Origin of the sequence: Xylella taiwanensis, from assembly GCF_013177435.1 — a bacterium.
In the GTDB taxonomy this organism is placed as follows: domain Bacteria; phylum Pseudomonadota; class Gammaproteobacteria; order Xanthomonadales; family Xanthomonadaceae; genus Xylella; species Xylella taiwanensis.
Map to the genome: position 1 here is coordinate 1,174,493 of NZ_CP053627.1, position 19,178 is coordinate 1,193,670.

Here is a 19,178-nt window from a genome sequence, read left to right on the forward strand (position 1 = left end):
TGGGGGCTAGAATCGTACACGTCTAGTGAATGCTGTCAACTCTTAATCTTTCGATCCTTTCTGGTTTGCGTTTTAATCACCACAGGTTTTCCGGTGCGTAAGCTTGGCCAAGCGGCGCGCAAGTACTGGAAACCTGACCACAATGTCAGTAATGCGGCAATCACCAATGTCCAATAACCGACTTGGAAGGTCAAGTGACCAAACCATATCTGATGCATCGTCCTCTTCCCGGGAGTGACTGAATATAGCAGACACAGTAGCGCAATCATTTGAGCAGTAGTCTTAACCTTGCCAAGGATGGCCACACGCACCTTGGTACGCTGACCAATCTCGGCCATCCACTCACGCAATGCCGAAACTGCAATTTCACGACTGACGATCACCGCTGCCCAGAATGCCATCCACGGTGTCGGGTGACCTTGCACAATGAGGAACAACGCGATGGCGACCATCAATTTGTCCGCAACTGGGTCTAGAAACGCACCCAATACCGAATGCTGTGCATAGCGACGCGCGATCCATCCATCAAGCCAGTCGGTGATGGCAGCGATCGCAAACACCCCCGTGGCGAGAATATGGGTACATTGGTAAGGCAGGTAGAACACCACAATCAGCACAGGGATCATTACGATCCGTAGCAGCGTCAACCAAGTGGGCAGGGTCAACCTCATTACGTCCTCGACTCATATTCCATATTGCATGTCGACAGTCCGTGTAGGCTGGCGTAAATCCTTGCTGCCAACGCAGCACTGATCCCTTCTACCCGTGCGATTTCGGCTTGCCCGGCAGCCTTGAGTCCAGCCAATCCACCAAAATGCTTGAGGAGATTGGCCCGACGGCGCGAACCGATTCCAGGAATCTCTTCCAACTTACTGGTCATACGTGTTTTCTGCCGACGCCCACGGTGTCCAGTGATCGCAAACCGGTGTGCTTCGTCACGAACCTGCTGAATGAACTGCAAGGCAGGTGAAGCCGTACCTGGACGTAGCTCGTATCCGTCTGGCATGACCAGCATCTCGTGCCCGGCACGGCGCTCTTCACCCTTGGATACGCCTACCACCAGCACACTGTCCACCCCAAGGGTGGTGAGTACCATCTTGGCTTGTGCTAGCTGGCCAGCACCGCCGTCAATTAATAGCACGTCTGGTAGCTCTCTTTGTTCATCTTCTTTGACCGCATGGCGGAAGCGTCTCTCGATGGCCTGGCGCATCGCTGCATAGTCGTCACCTGGGGTAATGCCAGCGATGTTGTAACGCCGGTACTGAGAACGTACCGGACCAACAGCATCGAACACCACACAAGAGGCCACGGTGGCCTCGCCCATAGTGTGACTGATGTCGAAGCATTCCACACGTTTGATTGGAGCGTCCATACCGAGCAGTTGACGTACTGCCTCACTGCGTGCTCGCTGGGCACTTTGGCTGGTGAGTTCGGTAGATAAGGCCACTTGAGCGTTGCGTACGGCTAATTCGACATAACCGGCACGCTCACCGCGGACGTTCCAGCGCAGGCTGATTTTACGTTTGACGGTACTACTTAATGCCGCCTCAAGCAGTGTGTGATCGGGGATTTCCCGGTCGAGCAGAATCTCCGGGGGAGGCGGGTACTCGGCGTAGTATTGAGAGACGAATGCACTGAGTATCTCAGCCGTGCGTTCTTCACCGTTGGTCTTGGGGAAGAACACACGGGTGCCCAGGTTGCGGCCATCACGGAAACTGAGGAGCAATACGCACGCTTGACCAGATAGAGCTGAGCATGCCAACACGTCCAAATCTGCGGCGCGGCCGTCGACATATTGCCGATTTTGCATGCTGCGCAGTGAGGTGAGCAAGTCGCGCAAGCGTGCCGCATGCTCAAATTCCAGATGTTCGCTGGCAACTTGCATGGCCTGTATCATCTCTTCGGCAAGCAGGTCGCTTTTCCCTTCAAGAAACAGCGTGACGCGGTGTACTGCCTCAGTGTAGTTTTCATTGGTGACCAAGCCGACGCACGGCGCACTGCAACGCCCGATTTGATATTGCAGGCATGGTCGCGAACGGTTGCGGAACACGCTGTCCTCACAACTGCGTAGCTTGAACAGCTTGTGCATCAGATTCAGCATTTCGCGTACCGCAGTCACCCCTGGATACGGACCGAAGTAGCGGCCCGGTACCATCTGTGGGCCGCGGTGCAGTGCGATGCGTGGCCATGCTTCACGGGTCAGCAGTACGTATGGGTAACTCTTGTCGTCCCGCAGTAAGACGTTGTAGCGCGGGGCCAGTGACTTGATCAGCTGGTTCTCCAGCAGCAGGGCTTCGGCCTCGTTGCGCGTGATGGTCACGTCCATGCGTACAACCTGGGCGAGCATGGCTGTTAACCGTGTATTCTTTGGGATGCCATTGAAATAGCTGGCAACACGCTTGCGCAGCGCACCTGCTTTGCCAACGTACAACAGCGTATCGTCGGCAGCGTACATACGGTAGACGCCAGGTGCGGTACTCAGCTGCGCAGCGAACCTTTTTCCATCGAATGTAATTGGTGCGTTCTCAGTCATGTTTCGATGATGTTGCGCACTTTGCTTCACCGTTGCCGGTATTGAGGATTCACAGTACCAAGGCCTTTGAGGCTAACGCGATTGCCTGAGGGAATGCCAGTCAAGTTTGGTTGTTTGGATCTTCGGTTCTGTTGAACGAGTACACCCTTTGTCAGTCCAGCTGCGGCGGTATCAAGATGCTGCATTGCAATTGGTGCTGGTACAAAAAGATGCAGATTGTGGTTGCTGCTTCCTTGCATCCTGCGGCAGGTGTGCCAAACCAGCGTGTTGCGCTCGCAACGGTAACCCTGGATCCGAGTTTTGCTGATGATCCGGATCAACATTTGATTGTTTGCCAATGTCAAGTTGTACAGCTTGTGGTGTACAGGTACGGACGGTGTGATCAGTACTTTTTCGAATCAATCCTAAGCGTGGCCATTGCGGCGCAGGAGAGTCACGATATCGTTGTGCAGGTTGACTTGGCATAGCGATAGTGCATGGTTTCCTGTGTCGGTGGTGTAAAGGAATTTGCTTCCCGGGATGAAAGCGTCACCAAACATCCTTATGACAATCCAACAGGATTGGTATTTGTCCGTTTTCTTTGCTTAACTGTTTGAGATCCAAGTCCAGTTCATATAGTGCCGGTACCATCACCTGCCGTTTGTCTAGAGTGTGTGTCCGCCAGTGGATTCGTTCCTGAAGACATGGAGTGCAACACGTCGAGCTGTTATTGAGAAACGTGATGGGCATGGGGAGTTTGTGGTTCCTGTACGGCGCAGTTGGAAGCATGTTTAGCCATTCCGTGAATGTTTGGGGCGTGAACCTGTTCATCTCTGGATGATCAGCAAAGCGACTCAAACACGCGTGAGCCGCACCAAGCTGGCCTGTGCAGCTGCGTCAATCAATTTCCAAGCATGCTCGAAGTCCTCCGCGTCGCCAATGTACGGATCCGGTATCTCGTGTTCGTGTGTGATTCCTGACCAAGGCAGCCACAGGACGACTTTATGTTCTAACCCGTGTGGGGCTAAGTGGAGTAGGTCGTGTTGGTTCGATGCGTCGGCGCAGAGCAGCCAGTCGAAGCGCTCGAAATCTGCACGTTGTATCTGGCGTGCGCGCAGCGTGGAGATGTCGATACCATGGTTGTGTGCGCAACGGATGGCACGCGCGTCCGGGGGGTGGCCAACATGCCAGCTTCCGGTGCCGGCCGAGTCCACTTCGATCTGGTCCTTTTTGCCAACTTTGGTGATGTGCCAGCGTAATGCTCCCTCGCCCATTGGGGAGCGGCAGATGTTACCCAAGCAAACGACCAACAGTCTCATGCATGCTCCAATGCCGCCTCGGCTCTCGCCAAGTCTTCAGGGGTATCGATACCAGGTGGGAAATGCTCCGGAGTCATCCTGACTACGATCCGGTGGCCCGCTTCCAGCACACGTAGTTGTTCCAGGGATTCAATCCGCTCCAGTGTGCTCGGCGGCATTGCGGCGAACTGTTGCAGGAAGCCAGCGTTGTAAGCGTAGATACCGATGTGACGCAACCACGGACCCAATGTCAGTTGTTTGCGAGCTGTGGCGAAGTCCTCTCGATGCCACGGGATCGGTGCACGGCTAAAGTACAACGCTTTCCCATGTACGTCACACACCAGCTTGACTATGTTTGGGTCGAATAGGTCTTCGCTCTTGTCGATTGTCGTTGCGAGCGTGGCCATTGTGGCATTGGTGTCCTGTAGTAATGCAGCCACAGCACGGATCCCCGCAGCTGGCGCGAACGGCTCATCGCCCTGCAGGTTGACTACGCACACATCAGGATCCCATCCGGCGATGCGTGCGCACTCGGCTAAGCGGTCGGTCCCAGACAGGTGAGTTTTTGCGGTCATCGCCACGTGCACACCATCAAGAGAAGCGACTGCTTCAGCAATGCGTGCGTCATCGGTTGCAACCCATACTTCCCGTGCGCCGGCATCGAGTGCCCGCTCGGCTACCCTATAGATTAGCGGCTGGTCGCCCAGTAGACGCAGCGGTTTGCCGGGCAGTCGCGATGCGCCAAAACGTGCAGGAACAGCGACCACGAAGGGCACGATTTCGACACTCATCCGGATTTCCCTATGAATCAAGTCAATCGACAGTAAAAAAGCTGCTTTTACACTTTACCAATGCTGACTAAATGAATGTTTAGCCTTACAACGAGTACTCATTTGATAAGCTTCCCGGTCAAGCTCCCTGTGCCCACAGGAGCGGGAGCTGGTTTCATTGTATCGAGTTGTCGATGATCTTTGATTTCCGGGATGCTGCCTGGCGCTGGTGGATGTGAAGTAAGCGCATGATAGGGCAGTGCAAGACAGATCGACGTGGGGCGGAATGAAGCTGGAAATCGCTTGCATCAAACGGATTGAAGATCATCGATGTGAAGGACTGGATTTTAGAGGTTAACCGCTTGGCTCTTGAGGAGTATATCGCTCACATCTTGTTCGGTTTGTCCGATCAGGATGTCGCGCAACATGGCTTAATTCAGCTCTTAAGCATGCCTGTCGACTTTCTCCAATACTTGAAAGATGAGCACCGTGTTTGTTAGTACCTCCAAAGATTAAGCACGTTTATGCTGACTAGCGCTGTGGTAGTCACGTGCTCAAACTGCCGCGTCATCGGCAAAATTGCAGACTCAGCCCGGGATCAATGATGGCAACGTTGCAGTAACTGCGGCAGGTCAGCGACGTTTTAGCTCTATTCCCGCTTGAGAGACAGTGAGAGTGGTGTGATGCAGCCTCCCGTGGCAAGGCGGTTGTAGTGATGTTGACTCAACCCCATTTCTGCTTATATTTGCTGGTCAGTTCACCAGACAGGACGGCATGTGCGCCGCCGCTGGTCGGTGGGTATGGAGCGTTTATTCTGGGTGATGCAGACGTTCACTGCTGATATGTATGGTGGAGTGAGTTGTTACTCAGCCTCTGTCCACTCAAAAAACGACGATGTGCAACGTTCCTAGGCGTCTGCGTCTGAGAACGTTGCATCGGTGATTCAAAGCAAGCTTTGATAGTGTTTAGAACATGCTGCCTCTTGGACGAATCCCGCGAATGGGCCAAGATGGCGGAGTCACCACCGATGAGCGCAGTCGAACAGCGCCTCCCCCTCAAATTGAGCAGCACATTTCTCCGAATCAGCCGTCACGCCGTCCAACCTGGCCTGTCTCCGCATCCATGCGTGCGCAATGTTATTGCGATTGGTTCTGGCAAGGGTGGGGTGGGTAAGTCAACCACCGCGGTCAATCTGGCCGTTGCGTTGCAGCGGGCCGGTGCTCGGGTGGGGGTGCTGGATGCGGACATCTACGGACCCAGTGTACCGGCCATGCTTGGGTTAAGTGGGCGCCCTGATAGTCCTGACAATAAATCGATCGAGCCATTGCGTGCATTCGGAATCGAGGCAATGTCGATTGGGCTGTTGATTGACATTGACACACCGATGATCTGGCGTGGTCCAATGGCCACGTCTGCACTCACCCAACTGTTCAACGATACGTTGTGGGGTGATCTGGACTATCTGCTGATCGATCTGCCGCCAGGCACAGGCGATATTCAACTGACCTTATCGCAGAAAATCCCTGTTGCAGGTGCTGTCATTGTGACCACACCCCAGGACATTGCCACGCTTGATGCGCGTAAAGCTTTGAAAATGTTTGAGAAAGTCAATGTCCCGGTACTTGGTATCGTCGAGAATATGGCGATGCACTGTTGCCGGCAATGTGGACATGTGGAACATCTGTTTGGTGAAGGAGGGGCGCAGCGTATGGCAGCGCAATATCATGTGCCGCTGCTTGGATCATTGCCGCTGGACATTGCCATTCGCGAGCATGGCGATTCAGGTCAGCCGATTGCCGTTGCTGCACCTGACGGTATCGCTGGGCAAGCCTATGCTGCTGCCGCTGCCTGTCTGGTTGAACAATTGGCGAAACGCCCGCGTGCTGCGATTCCGATTGCTTCAACATTGGGTTGATCTGCACTACAACATGCTGCGTTGTTAGTGGTCTATTTGACTGAGCTGAAAACAGCAATGTCTGCAACAGTCGCACTTTGTGTGTTCGTGAAGTAATTTTTATTTAGTAATGGAATTTTCAAGGATTGGGGGATGCCCGGATCTTGATAGGTTGGTCTGATTAACTCATGATCGCTTCTGCGTGAATGATTGCCTTGAACGCTGCACGCGCCGCTTCCAGCGTGGCCTCGATAATTTCCGGCGAATGCGCACTGGAGATAAATCCTGCCTCGTAAGCTGATGGAGCAAAGAACACGCCACGTTCAAGCATCGCGTGGAAGAAGCGATTGAAGCGGCCAATGTTGCAGGCGGTCGCTTGGGTATAGGTTTCGACGTGTTGATCGGTGAAGAACAAGCCGAACATGCCGCCAATCTGTTGCGTGGTCATTGCGATGCCGACGTCACTGGCTGCTTGTTCCAATCCGGCACACAGGGCCGCTGCGGCCTGGCTTAGATGCGTATAGAAATCGGGTGCCTGTATCAGTTCCAGCATCGCTAGACCAGCCGCCATTGCCACCGGATTGCCAGAGAGCGTACCGGCCTGATAGATCGGACCGACTGGAGCGATGTGTTGCATCAGATCACGGCGGCCACCATAAGCCCCCACCGGCATGCCCCCCCCGATGATCTTGCCGAAGGTGGTCAGGTCCGGCGTTACTCCGTACAGCCCTTGCGCGCCGCCAAGTGCGACGCGAAAGCCCGTCATCACCTCGTCGAAGATCAACAGTACTCCGTGCTGCGTGCAGAGTTTGCGTAGGTGTTGCAGATAGCCCGGTCGCGGTGGGATACAGTTAGCGTTGCCAATCACCGGTTCGATAATCACGGCGGCGATTTCGTTTCCCATTTTGTCGAACAGTGCTGTGGCACCATTGAAATCGTTGTAAGTCAATGTGCTAGTCAGTGCGCTCAGTTCGGCTGGCACACCTGGCGAACTTGGTATGCCAAGGGTAAGCATGCCGCTGCCGGCTTTGACTAGGAACGAGTCGCCGTGGCCGTGGTAACACCCTTCAAATTTGACGATGCGGTTGCGCCCAGTGGTTCCACGTGCCAGTCGGATTGCCGACAATGTGGCCTCAGTGCCAGAGTTAACCATACGTACCATTTCGCAGGACGGCACTAGTCGAGTAATGGTTTCTGCCATGGTTACCTCGGCGGCGCACGGTGCGCCGTAGGACAGACCGTTGCTGATTGCCGCCTGTACCGCCTCACGCACCACTGGGTGGTTGTGCCCTACGATCATCGGCCCCCAAGAGCCGACATAGTCGATGTAACGGTGGTCGTCGACGTCAAATAGATACGGGCCGTCAGCACGTGCAACGAAGAACGGCTCGCTGCCGACCGAGTGGAACGCACGCACCGGTGAATTAACGCCACCAGGGATAAGTGTTTGTGCCTGGGCGAAGAGGGCATGAGAGCGAGAATGTTTCATGGGGAGCGGATACCTTCTATCTATTACCAGATCGGAATCGTTTGGCGAGTTGTAAGTTTGAATACATGTGTGTGGATCGCTAGATGTGGTTTTTATGTTTCGATCAAACGCATCATTGATGATGCAGATAACGTTCTTCGATGTTTGATGTGGTAACACGTGACTGAAAGATACGTTTAATTAGAGAAAAAAAGTAATTTGTAGCTATTCAAAATGCAGCTGCATGACGTGAGGTGCGACATGGGGATGATGTCATGTGGACTGGATGGTCTCCAAATTTTGATGCGATTCTTTACTTTTGAGAATGAGGCGTCATCGTCAGTGGAACTCGTAAGTTTTCATTTGATAAAAATGGTTGAGCACTTTGTATGTATGTTATACGAGTGCAAGATTCTTCTGTCCGAATAGAGCATTTATTGACATGTGTACTGTCTTTGGAAACGATGGATACTCTGAAGTTTGAACCCTTCAATCAGATCCGTAATACAGTAAAACCATCGCTTGTTATGTTTAGAAAAGACATTTCATGTAGGTTTAGTTGCGAGATATTGATAAGCATTTTTCAGATATTTGTCCAGAATGACACATGCAAGATATTCGTGCTTTTGCATCATCTTGCTGTACATCATTAGCACCTTGGTGAAGGTATGTTTTGCAGCTTACTCTCCAGTGGCAATATACGAATCAATATCTAGCCAACACCTCGACAAGAAACTAGAAAAGATCATTGGTTGTTAGCGGATGGTATGTACCTAATGACACGCTGCGGGCTGTCACTGTGATTTCGTATTTTTGAAATACAATCGGTGTATCTGCACTGATTTATACGATTTACCCGTTAATGACTCAATTTGAAATTATTCTGACAGTTCGATCAATCAGTGCGATGTCAAAACGATTTGAGCGCAAGTGGCATTACGTTGCAATTAATTGTATTCATTTCATGTTTATCATGCGTGCATGCGAATGCTGTTAGCTTTGGTCTCCTTTTTATTGATGAACTTCCCATCAATGTATAGCGCTCTGCGTGTTTGCCTATTTCTGTTTCTTTTCGTTCTATTCCAGGACGCGCTAGCCGCGACGCGTTGCCCCACATTATATCTCGACGGAAAATCGCCAACGTTGAGTGCCGTGCTGACCAATCGCACCACAGAAGTTTGCTATAAAGAGTACGTGCTATTGGCTTCAGGTGTGACCAAAGGTCCTGTGTATTCGGCCGAGCGTCTCACAGCCCAGCAGGTGACTCTGGCCAAATCGATTGATCGTGTCGGCTCCTTTCATGAGGAGACTGGTATTCCTGCTGCTGACCGTTCTAAGAGTTCGGATTACACCAACAGCAACTACGATCGTGGTCACATGACACCGGCTGGCGACGCTTCAACTGTCGTCACTCAGAAGCAGACATTTTCGATGGCGAATGTTGTACCGCAAAATCATACCCTTAATACCGGTAAGTGGGCGGATATTGAGGAAGCTGTGCGTCAGCTTGCCGAACAGAAGGGGGAGATTTACATTGTTACTGGCCCAGCGTTCGGCAAAGGTATTGCGGTGACCATCGGTGCCAGTCAGGTACGTGTGCCAAGCTATGTGTGGAAGGCAGTGTACCAACCGAACGTTGGTGCTGCTGCCTATTTATGCAGCAATGATGGAAACGCTATCTGCAACGTGATATCGATTAACCAGTTGATTACTATCACTGGAGTGGATCCATTCCCTGCGCTGAGCGAGAGTACTAAGGCCGATGCAGTGCCGCTGCCTATGCAGCAAAGCGCCTTTAATCGCCACGTTCGCTTTCGCGCAACCAGCATGCCACTTGCGGTGCGAAGTAGGTCAATATGCCGTCCGCACCAGCACGTTTGAATGCTATCAACGTTTCCAACACACTGGTGCGTTCTTCCAACCACCCATTGGATACAGCGGCCTTGATCATTGCGTACTCACCGCTGACTTGATAGGCGTAAGTGGGCATCCGGAATGTATCTTTTACCCGACGTACCACATCCAAGCAAAGTAGTCCTGGCTTGACTATCACCATGTCTGCGCCTTCTTCGAGGTCCAGTCCTATCTCGCGGAGTGCTTCGTCACTGTTGCCAGGGTCCATCTGATAGGTTTTTTTATCGGCTTTACCGAGGTTAGTGGCGCTGCCCACTGCATCGCGAAATGGGTTGTAGAACGCTGAAGCGTATTTGGCGGAATAGGCCATGATGCTGATGTTTATGAAGTTTGGATTGGTGTCCAGCGCCTTGCGAATCGCACCGATACGTCCATCCATCATGTCAGATGGCGAGATAATGTCCACACCTGCTTCGGCATGTGACAGTGATTGTTTCACCAGTGCTTCTACAGTGATGTCGTTGAGTACGTAGCCTTGTGTGTTGATAATTCCGTCGTGCCCGTGTGTGGTGTATGGATCCAGTGCCACATCGGTCATTACGCCGAGCTCCGGGAAGCGTGTTTTCACTGCACGTACTGCGTGTTGCACTAGGCCATCAGGGTTCCATGCCTCCGCTGCGTCAAGGCTCTTGCACGCGTGATCAATGACCGGGAATAAACCGATCAGTGGAATACCTAGGTCTAATGCGCGTTCGGCCTCACGTAGCAGTGCATCGAGTGAGAGCCGCTCTACACCTGGCATAGATACGATAGGTGCTCGTCCGGGTAGTCCATGCACGAATACCGGCCAGATCAGGTCATCTACAGTCAGGGTGTGCTCGCGTATCAATCGGCGAATAAATGCGTGGCGGCGCATACGCCGTGGACGGTAATGTGGATATGCCATGACAGGTTTATGTGAATGATGAGCTGGGGCAGTACATTCAGTCGTTATGTGGTTGTAACGATTTTGGAAGCAATGTTTTGTGGAGTAGAGTGTTCAGATCGATCTCGATAGTTGTTTTTAAGGGCCGATTTTTGAATGCTTATCGGAACGGTGGTAACACGCATAACAGCCATTGTGTGACGCCTTAGATGTCATACTGTTCATGGCGTCGTATCAAAAATACAGACTGAACGTTGTGGCACTGATATGTACGATGCCCGATTGGCGTTATTTGGAATACGGAAACTGAATTGGATTGAGCTGTACAGGATGTTAAACAAGGGCCAGCCGTGTGAGTCACAGATGGACGATCATATGCAGAGGGCTGAGGTTTGGATCAGATTGATGAGTATATTTAAGTGGCGATCATTATATGCCGTCCTGTGATTGCACCGGTGGGACGTAATGTCGCGGTTCCACAACAGCGTAGTACAAGTGAGCGGTATCCGTTCAGAGTAGGCAAACTATCTCCGTAATGGGGAGTTAGCGATGATCTTCATGACACTTCCCCAGCGGAGAGGGTTTCGGCAGGTGGTTCCTCCAAGTCGTGCTTGGTGGATTCTGATGTGTGATGCCCTCGCGTAAATATGTGACGATAATCACGCTAATATAGTCCTTGTAGGTTCAGTAACCTGCACAGATCATCTCACTATGGCATTAGTTTAGGAGTCCCATGCCCATGTCTTTACGTCTTGTGATCGTCACTCTCATCGCCCTCGTTCTGGCTGGTTGCGCCAGCACTTCCAAAGTGATGCTAAGTGCGGCGCGTACGCCGATCGATCCAACATTAGTACGCATTTACCCGACTGTTCCTGCCAATGCTGTACAGATCGCACAGCTTGAATCGATCACTGGTTCTGGGTTTGGCAACCAACGCCAAACTGATGCTGTGATAGACCAGCTCAAGCGTGAGGCAGCCAAACTTGGTGCTAATGGCCTGGTATTGGTGGGAGTCGGTTCGCAGCGTTCCGGTGGCGGCGTGTCGGTCGGTGCTGGTAACTTTGCTGGCCATGTCACCAGCGGTTTGAGTTTTGGTATTCCTACCACGCGAAAGCAAGCCGCAGGTATCGCGATTTTCGTACCTTCTGATACTGTGCTAGATAGAGTACCGGAGAAGACTCCATCACGACCAAGAAGGCGCTGAGGATACTCATCGACCGTTCGAGTGCGCCCAGCTTCGCAACAATTGGATGTTTTGATGGAGACTGCCCCGTGTGTCGTGGCTTTGGTGGATGCGTGGGTTATGTATGGTCCCCAGTATGGAGGGGGGCACGTCTGTGTTGGATCATGACTGCCTGTAATTATGATCCGTGCTCCGCATATTATGGTGGTTCATCAATCAGTTTGCCGGTGAACTTTGCATGCTTTTTGTCGAACTTCAGCAACATCGCCTGCATTACCGTATTGATGGCCATACCGATGCCCCGTGGTTGACCTTCTGCCACTCGCTTGGTGCCGATCTTCATATGTGGGATGCTCAGGTGGAGCGGTTGGCTCAACACTACCGTGTGCTACGTTATGACAGTCGCGGTCATGGTCAGTCTGGAATGCCGCCTGGGGTATACACCGTTGCTGATTTAGGTGGCGACGTGCTTGCCCTGTGGGACATGTTGGGTGTCATACGAAGCCATTTTTGTGGTTTGTCGATCGGGGGGCTGACTGGACAGTGGTTGGCTCTCAATGCATCAGAGCGGTTGAACCGATTGGTGGTCTGCGCCACTGCGCAGCAGATGGGTAGTGCTGATGTCTTATATAAGCGTATCGCTCAGGTACGTGCTGAGGGTCTTGATGGCTTGGCCGCTGCCACAATGCAACGCTGGTTTACCTCTGGCTTTGTTACCACACAGCCGCAGCGTGTGGCTGAGATAATCGCCGTATTTACAAATACTGCGCTGGAGGGTTATGTGGGGTGCTGCCATGCGGTGGCTGAGGCCGATTTCCGCGATTTGCTCGGTACAGTCGAGACGCCGTTGCTTGCGATTGCTGGTGAGGACGATCCGATTTGCCCGCCGCAGGTGTTACAAGAGATTGCCGATGCAGTGGCTCACAGTGACTGCGTGGTGATTCCCGGAGGACATTTGTGCAATGTCGAATCACCGGAGCCCTTCAACGATGCGCTGTTGAGTTTTCTGGAGCGTAAGTGCTGAGGTCATTGCGATAGTGTTTAAAAAGAAATGTTCCAGCGGACAGAGGGCTTTGGACAGCTGATTCTTGATCTGAGAGTTCATTCCAGCAATGTACTCAGATGCTTTGCCGCGTCTCGCAGGGCTGTCAGCACCGGTCCTTGCAGGCACTGCAGGCTCACTCGTTCAACCTGGGTGCTGGCGTTGAGTGCGGCCACAATTTCACCGCGGCGATTGTGCACGGGTACCGCGATCGAACGCAGTCCGATTTCCCATTCCTGATCGACCACTGCTGTCCCTTCGCGGGATATGTGCAGCAGTCGTTTGACGAGTTCGGAACGCTGGGTGATGGTGTGTTCGGTGCGTGGGCGCAACAAAGTGCGATTGAGGTAGGCCTCAAGTGTGTGCTGTGGCAGTCCAGCCAGCAGCATGCGACCCATTGAAGTGCAGTAGGCCGGTAAACGGCTACCCGGTTTCAGACAAATCGATGTGATCCGAACTGTCTCGGCGCGTGCGATGTAGAGCACCTCGTCGCCGTCTAGCACACTCAGCGAGCATGATGCTTGCAGTTGGTTAGATAGCGCTTCTAGCACTGGCTGTGCTGCCAACGTCATTGGCGAAGAGGCTGCATAGGCGTTGCCGATGGCTAGCACGCGTGGCAACAGCATGTAAGCACGGCCTTGTTCCCCAACGTAGCCAAGGCGTACTAGCGTGTACAACACACGTCGTACCGCTGCACGTGAGATGCCGGTTTCCAGGCTGACTTGCGACATTGTCACTGTGCGCGTGTGATACGTAAATACACTGAGCACCAACAGCCCGCGTGCCAACGAGGTCATGAAATCAGGATCGCCCTGCAATGCCTTGATGCGTTGGTTAAGCTCTCGAGTGAGGGGAGGCTCTTTGATGCTGGGGGAACAGAGCAAGTGGTGGGGGCGAGGAAGAAAAGACGTATCGGTCATCGAGAAGCGTACCCATTTGGGAGTCGCGTTGCCGGCATAGTATGCGTATTGAATACTGTATATGTGTTGCCGGCATAGGATGCCGCGCACAAAATAATTTGCGTTCTATCACTAATGTGGAACTTGATTGACAATGATTCATTATCAAGGAGGTTATCTGTAGGCGGTACGCGACACAGAAGATGGATGCTTGTACCATCATGAAACACAGCATGCGGATATGACATCGTATTGAATCGGTGTGGTTGAACGTATCGTTTGGCTATTTTGTGATAGTGCTATTAGTTGACCAACGTGGAATTGGATTGTCCAAAACGCATAGTGCATTGCACGGGGTTTTTTTCAGCGATATCCGAGTTGAAGTCGCTTCAGCGGTGAAATCAGCTCATGCTGAGGTGAGCTTGGCCAAGGATGTTTGTTGAAGGTCAGGTATTAGGACGTGTTACGGATGCGGATCGCTTTTTTAAAATCCACGCTGGTATACGTTGCATGGTAGTCAAATGGAGATATTAAAATTTTTTGTAAGGCAATTCGCGTCATCTCATCCATTTTCAGAGGCAGGGACACTTCCAATTGGATCACTTTGAAGAAGCGATATGTGGTCTTGTCGTCACTTGTAGTGATAGTGGTGGGAGGCTCTTTGAGCTGTGCGAAGGATTTTTCTATCTCCGGATATTGAGTCTTGTATTTGTAATAGTCTGTGATTGTTTTTGTGTTGCACTTTTGGGGTGGATTGGGGCAGATTGCGATCTGCTTGTGTGACTGGTAACAGCGTGATTGCCACGGTGCGTTTATATTGTGTGCTTGGCTGTTATCGGTGTCTTTTGCATTGGAATTTTCGAGCAATGTTGCGGTGAGATCCATAATATCCACTTATCCTGATGTGACGTGAAAGTGGGCATCGATTCCAGTGTAGATATCGCCGCTCGATTTTCAGTTGCTGGGTGGTGCATTGCCTTTGCGCGACGTGCCTTATATGAGATTTAGATCAAAAGTAAAGTTAAGAATCATTGTTTAATAGTCACTGTTCAATGAGGTGAAACTCCAGCGCGGCGCATTAATTTTCGCGAGTATTTTGGTGTTCCGTTGTCGCGTGGATATTCACGTGAATTATCTTCTGCCGGTCTCATGGAGGGAGCGAACGATATGTGCGGTGATGTGATTGGAATCAGGCGACGCGGTTGCGACGTAGGCGCTCCAGGTGTACCAGTAATAACGAGATCGCTGCAGGTGTCATACCCGGGATGCGTTGTGCCTGACCGATTGTCTGCGGCTGGGTGTGTTGCAGCTTCTGTAGTACCTCTGTCGAGAGTCCTCGCACTGCGGCATAGTCGAATTCAAGTGGGATTGTAGTAGCCTCGTGGCGCTGCTGGCGCGTAATTTCTTCGCGTTGACGGTTTAAATAGCCGGCGTATTTAACCCCGATCTCGACTTGCTCAGCGACCTGCGCATCGTCCACACCCGGACCCAGTGAAGGTACGCGCATCAGTGCAGCGTAATCCAGCGTTGGCCGCTTCATGAGGTCAATGACGTTGGTTTCGCGGCTTATTGTCACCCCTAGGGTCGCCTTGACTTCACGACCTAGCGCGTTGCCTGGCGTGGCCCACAGCGCGGATAAGCGTCCACATTCACGTGCTACTGCTTCCTGTTTCGCACTGAAGCGTGCCCATCGCGTATTGTCGACGAGGCCTAGATCACGGCCGATTGCGGTTAGGCGTGCGTCGGCGTTGTCTTCGCGCAACTGCAATCGGTACTCGGCTCGACTAGTGAACATGCGGTACGGCTCGTTGGTGCCGTGAGTGATCAAATCGTCGACCAGGACACCCAGGTAGGCTTGGTTGCGGTGTGGTGTCCAGGGAGACAACCCACGCACATGGCGTGCGGCATTGAGCCCAGCCAGCAGGCCCTGCGCGGCGGCTTCTTCGTAGCCGGTGGTGCCGTTGATCTGCCCGGCGAAGAACAGTCCAGCGACTGCTTTCGTTTCCAGTGACGATTTGAGCCCACGCGGGTCGAAGAAGTCGTATTCGATGGCATAACCGGGGCGGGTGATGTGAGCTTGCTCGAACCCACGGATGCTACGTACCAGCTCTAGCTGGACGTCGAACGGCAATGAGGTTGAGATGCCATTTGGGTAGATGTCGATGACGTTCAGCCCCTCGGGTTCGACGAAGATCTGGTGATTGCTCTTCTCAGCGAAGCGCACCACCTTGTCTTCAATCGATGGGCAATAGCGTGGGCCGATGCCCTCAATCTGCCCGCTGTAGAGTGGCGAACGGTGCAGTGCAGCCCGGATGATCGCGTGCGTGCGTTCGGTAGTTTGGGTCATCCAGCAGCTGACTTGACGTGGATGAGAAGCTGGATTGCCGATGAAGGACATCACTGGGCGTGGGACGTCGCCTGGTTGCTCTTGCATCGCCGTGTAGTCCAGCGTCCGGCCATCGATCCTTGGTGGGGTACCTGTCTTGAGTCGTGCACCCGCGAATACACGTTCACGCAGGCGTGCGGCCAGTGTGGTTGCTGGCGGGTCACCCATGCGTCCGGCGGCATATTGGTTTGATCCGATGTGGATTTTACCGGCAAGGAATGTGCCGGCGGTCAGCACCACGGCTGGGGCCTTGAAATGCAATCCTGTCTGTGTAATCGCACCATGTACTGAATCGCCTTCAAACAGTAGGTCGTCCACCTCGGCCTGGAACACGCTCAGGTTTACCTGTGTTTCGATCAGGTGCCGGATCGCAGTGCGGTATAACGCGCGGTCTGCTTGGCAGCGAGTGGCGCGCACAGCTGGGCCCTTGGAGGCGTTGAGCGTGCGCCATTGGATGCCAGCGGCGTCTGCGGCGTGTGCCATTGCTCCGCCGAGTGCGTCGATCTCTTTGACCAAGTGGCCCTTACCAATGCCTCCGATTGCTGGGTTGCAGCTCATTGCGCCGATGGTTTCGACATTGTGGGTCAGTAATAGCGTGTGTGCTCCGGTCCGTGCGGCTGCCAGTGCAGCTTCGGTACCAGCATGGCCACCACCGATGACGATGACATCGTAGCGATAGAAGGAATCAGTCATGTGGGCAAGGGCAGCAAGGGAGAAAGATAGGCTGTGTTATTTGTGGCTGGTGGAGGGGGGAGGCAGCTTGGATAGCATTTTATGTGTTTTGTGTGGCTTTCAGGAATGCCCTGTTTAGAGTTGGCACGCTTCATGCTTCTAACCGTTTTGCACCTGCCGCGGTAGTGCGACTATAGGCGCAAAGGTTGGGATTGGAACGGGGCTGACCACGCGTGCGGTGGGGAAGCATGGGGCTGGCAGGTCAGGGGACTGCCGGCCCTTGATTTTTTAGGACGTCCCACAACGTGGGTACATGTATCGATTCGAGTCCAGAGCTGACCAACATAAAGCCTAGATCACAAAACGAAGGCTTTTGCTGTATTAGGTGCCGACTCCCGACAGGGGTCGGAACAGGGGGGATCCAAATTTCCCTGCCGGGTGCCGACATTAAAAGCCAAACAACCTCAGGTCAAAAACCGACGCTGGAGGTCACAACGTGTTTAGGTTGTAGGTAATGCACCCTGCGATGCAAGTGCTGATTGCAGTAAATGTGTTATTTGTCACGCTATGTAATGCGTTTCAGAGGAGGCTGGAGTCCTTGATCTGTTTCGAATTGCGTCATGGTGAACGCACATGCGTTTCGATATGGTTTTGTTGATCTATCTTCATTGGTTGTTCGAGAGGTCGTGTTCGGCTCGGGTCATGATGCGGCTTTGGCCAGTATCGGGGATACCTGTGGTTGCTATAAAAGCTGCGGGGGTAGATCGGGGGTATCGGATAATCGAACAAGCCATTCATCCCGTAGCCGTAGGGGGAGTAATAGCTTGGTGGATAGTGGTATTCCACCGTCGGTGTGCTGTGGTAGTAGCCGTCGGTGTAGCTGTAAGTTGCACAGCCACTGATCGCCAACAGCACCAGTATGAAGAGGGACAGATGGGCTTTCATCGGGGTGTTTTTGTTTCGATCATCATATTTACGTGGCGAGGCATTGAACTACTGTTAACTCATCGAGATAAGGTCGTGATATTTCTGTGCCTGGGTACTGGTTGCAAGTAGGTATGACACGCTTGGGCGATCTGTTTGTGCCTGCTGTTTGGGTGTTCAAGCGGGTGGCCACCATTCTTGTTGCCAGCTTGGTGAAGATGTAGCGTTTTTTCGGACATCATTGGATATATGGTGGAGCGATCCGTGTGCAAGTGTATTTCTGCAGATTGAAGGTTGCATGGCAGTTCAGCCTGAATAGTATTGGACTTTAAAAACAGATGGAGTTGCATTGATATCCCGTTATTCTTGATCCTTGGTGACGGTTGTCGTGGTGGCGATGCTGAACGGTGGCGACGTGAATCCCGCTGACCTGAGCGATGATGCGGTACTCATCTTTGGCGTTGTCGGTCAAATCATGTATAGGGGGCTCGACGAAGATGCTGCTCCTGCGGGTACAGGTGTTTGGTCGCAGGCCGCGTGGTGAGTCCGCAGCGATGTGGTGTGGTATTGCGTGTCTGCGCCATAGAATCATCTCTGCGCAATCGATTGTTTGGCTGACGGCGTGCTTTACTGGGCGCTGCTGTGGTGTCGGTTTCCTCATCGGTGGCGTGAGCGTTTTGGTGGCGTTTTGAGTCGTTGTATTACAGGCCGTCGCTGGTGGGAATGGATCTGCTTTCTGGTGGTGCTCGTGTTCCTCTGGCTAGTGGCAGTTGCCAGCTGGATCGTCTGGATTGGCCAACGTGATCAAGCGGCATCATCTGATGTGATTATTGTGCTCGGCGCTGCTGCCTACGACGCTAAGCCGTCACCTGTATTTGAAGAAAGGATCCGTCATGGTTTGTATTTGTATCGGCGTGGCTATGCATCTGCGTTGATCTTTACAGGTGGCTTTGGTGGTAATGGTGCGCGCTTTGCCGAATCACAAGTGGCGCGCCGTTATGCGTTGCGTTACGACGTGCCGGCCAGTGCGATTTTTATCGAGACTGTTTCGCGGACAACACGCCAAAACTTGATTCAGGCACGTGGGCTCATGCGGGTTCATGGATTGCGCCGTGCTATTGTGGTTAGTGATCCGTTACATATGGCACGTGCGTTGCGGCTGTGCCGCGAACTGGATATCGATGCGTTGGCTTCGGCGACGCCGAGCACGCGCTTCCGCAGCTTGCACACTCGTTGGCGCTTTTTGCTGCAAGAAGTGTACTTTTTCCATCGTGATTTGGTGATAGAGGCCAATTAAGTACGGACAGTTATATTCGAAATACGCCAGCGTTTTTTCACGGACATTGTTGAG

16 protein-coding genes are annotated in these 19,178 nt (G+C 52.7%); 6 read left to right on the forward strand and 10 right to left on the reverse strand.

Annotated features, from left to right (window positions below; genetic code table 11):
- Positions 1 to 35 precede the first annotated feature (35 nt).
- The 4 genes from pgsA to kdsB form a co-directional block, all read right to left on the reverse strand.
- On the reverse strand, positions 36 to 671 hold the full coding sequence (gene pgsA, locus PLS229_RS04970; protein ID WP_038270086.1) for a CDP-diacylglycerol--glycerol-3-phosphate 3-phosphatidyltransferase: 636 nt from the start codon (positions 669 to 671) through the stop codon (positions 36 to 38).
- Positions 671 to 2,533 carry an excinuclease ABC subunit UvrC gene (gene uvrC, locus PLS229_RS04975; RefSeq protein ID WP_038270083.1) on the reverse strand — a complete coding sequence of 621 codons (1,863 nt, stop codon included), beginning with the start codon at positions 2,531 to 2,533 and terminating at the stop codon, positions 671 to 673. The genes pgsA and uvrC overlap by 1 nt, the downstream gene beginning before the upstream one ends.
- Positions 2,534 to 3,366: 833 nt before the next feature.
- Entirely contained in the window at positions 3,367 to 3,831 is a 465-nt protein-coding gene (locus PLS229_RS04980) for a low molecular weight protein-tyrosine-phosphatase (protein ID WP_038270078.1), read from the reverse strand.
- Positions 3,828 to 4,601 carry a 3-deoxy-manno-octulosonate cytidylyltransferase gene (gene kdsB, locus PLS229_RS04985; protein ID WP_038270076.1) on the reverse strand — a complete coding sequence of 258 codons (774 nt, stop codon included), beginning with the start codon at positions 4,599 to 4,601 and terminating at the stop codon, positions 3,828 to 3,830. Before kdsB ends, PLS229_RS04980 begins: the two co-directional genes overlap by 4 nt.
- A gap of 1,006 nt (positions 4,602 to 5,607) precedes the next feature.
- Between kdsB and apbC the strand changes: the two genes are divergently transcribed.
- Complete coding sequence (gene apbC, locus PLS229_RS04990) at positions 5,608 to 6,495, forward strand: iron-sulfur cluster carrier protein ApbC (protein ID WP_051482243.1); 888 nt, start codon at positions 5,608 to 5,610, stop codon at positions 6,493 to 6,495.
- Between the two features lie 160 nt (positions 6,496 to 6,655).
- Here the strand turns inward: apbC and hemL are convergent, their stop codons facing one another.
- Complete coding sequence (gene hemL / locus PLS229_RS04995) at positions 6,656 to 7,963, reverse strand: glutamate-1-semialdehyde 2,1-aminomutase (RefSeq protein ID WP_038270070.1); 1,308 nt, start codon at positions 7,961 to 7,963, stop codon at positions 6,656 to 6,658.
- A 1,011-nt stretch (positions 7,964 to 8,974) separates the two neighbouring features.
- Between hemL and PLS229_RS05000 the strand changes: the two genes are divergently transcribed.
- Positions 8,975 to 9,823: a DNA/RNA non-specific endonuclease gene (locus PLS229_RS05000; RefSeq protein ID WP_081755396.1), complete on the forward strand. Its 849-nt coding sequence runs from the start codon at positions 8,975 to 8,977 to the stop codon at positions 9,821 to 9,823.
- Here PLS229_RS05000 and hemB read toward each other — a convergent pair.
- Complete coding sequence (gene hemB / locus PLS229_RS05005) at positions 9,738 to 10,742, reverse strand: porphobilinogen synthase (RefSeq protein WP_038270065.1); 1,005 nt, start codon at positions 10,740 to 10,742, stop codon at positions 9,738 to 9,740. The two genes, PLS229_RS05000 and hemB, sit on opposite strands and share 86 nt — an antisense overlap.
- Before the next feature lie 712 nt (positions 10,743 to 11,454).
- On the opposite strand from hemB, the gene PLS229_RS05010 reads away from it, so the two are divergent.
- Together PLS229_RS05010 and pcaD are read left to right on the forward strand one after the other, a co-directional pair.
- The gene (locus PLS229_RS05010) at positions 11,455 to 11,925 is read left to right on the forward strand and encodes a DUF4156 domain-containing protein (protein WP_081755393.1); all 471 of its coding nucleotides are present in this window, start codon (positions 11,455 to 11,457) and stop codon (positions 11,923 to 11,925) included.
- 217 nt (positions 11,926 to 12,142) lie between these two features.
- Entirely contained in the window at positions 12,143 to 12,928 is a 786-nt protein-coding gene (gene pcaD / locus PLS229_RS05015; protein ID WP_038270300.1) for a 3-oxoadipate enol-lactonase, read from the forward strand.
- Between the two features lie 77 nt (positions 12,929 to 13,005).
- On the opposite strand, the gene PLS229_RS05020 is transcribed toward pcaD, so the two are convergent.
- From PLS229_RS05020 to PLS229_RS11935, 4 genes are all read right to left on the reverse strand, one after another.
- On the reverse strand, positions 13,006 to 13,743 hold the full coding sequence (locus PLS229_RS05020) for an IclR family transcriptional regulator domain-containing protein (RefSeq protein WP_325065066.1): 738 nt from the start codon (positions 13,741 to 13,743) through the stop codon (positions 13,006 to 13,008).
- Between the two features lie 555 nt (positions 13,744 to 14,298).
- Positions 14,299 to 14,730 (reverse strand): hypothetical protein, encoded by a 432-nt coding sequence (locus PLS229_RS05025; protein WP_038270055.1) that lies wholly within the window; start codon positions 14,728 to 14,730, stop codon positions 14,299 to 14,301.
- A gap of 304 nt (positions 14,731 to 15,034) precedes the next feature.
- Positions 15,035 to 16,924: a tRNA uridine-5-carboxymethylaminomethyl(34) synthesis enzyme MnmG gene (gene mnmG / locus PLS229_RS05030; protein WP_038270052.1), complete on the reverse strand. Its 1,890-nt coding sequence runs from the start codon at positions 16,922 to 16,924 to the stop codon at positions 15,035 to 15,037.
- Positions 16,925 to 17,521: 597 nt separating this feature from the next.
- Positions 17,522 to 17,848, reverse strand: coding sequence for a hypothetical protein (locus PLS229_RS11935; RefSeq protein ID WP_081755391.1), 327 nt, complete (start codon positions 17,846 to 17,848; stop codon positions 17,522 to 17,524).
- Between the two features lie 355 nt (positions 17,849 to 18,203).
- Here PLS229_RS11935 and PLS229_RS05035 point away from each other — a divergent pair, with 355 nt between their 5' ends.
- The gene (locus PLS229_RS05035) at positions 18,204 to 18,371 is read left to right on the forward strand and encodes a hypothetical protein (protein ID WP_160165115.1); all 168 of its coding nucleotides are present in this window, start codon (positions 18,204 to 18,206) and stop codon (positions 18,369 to 18,371) included.
- A 144-nt stretch (positions 18,372 to 18,515) separates the two neighbouring features.
- Positions 18,516 to 19,124: a YdcF family protein gene (locus PLS229_RS05040; protein ID WP_038270296.1), complete on the forward strand. Its 609-nt coding sequence runs from the start codon at positions 18,516 to 18,518 to the stop codon at positions 19,122 to 19,124.
- The last annotated feature ends 54 nt before the right edge of the window (positions 19,125 to 19,178 follow it).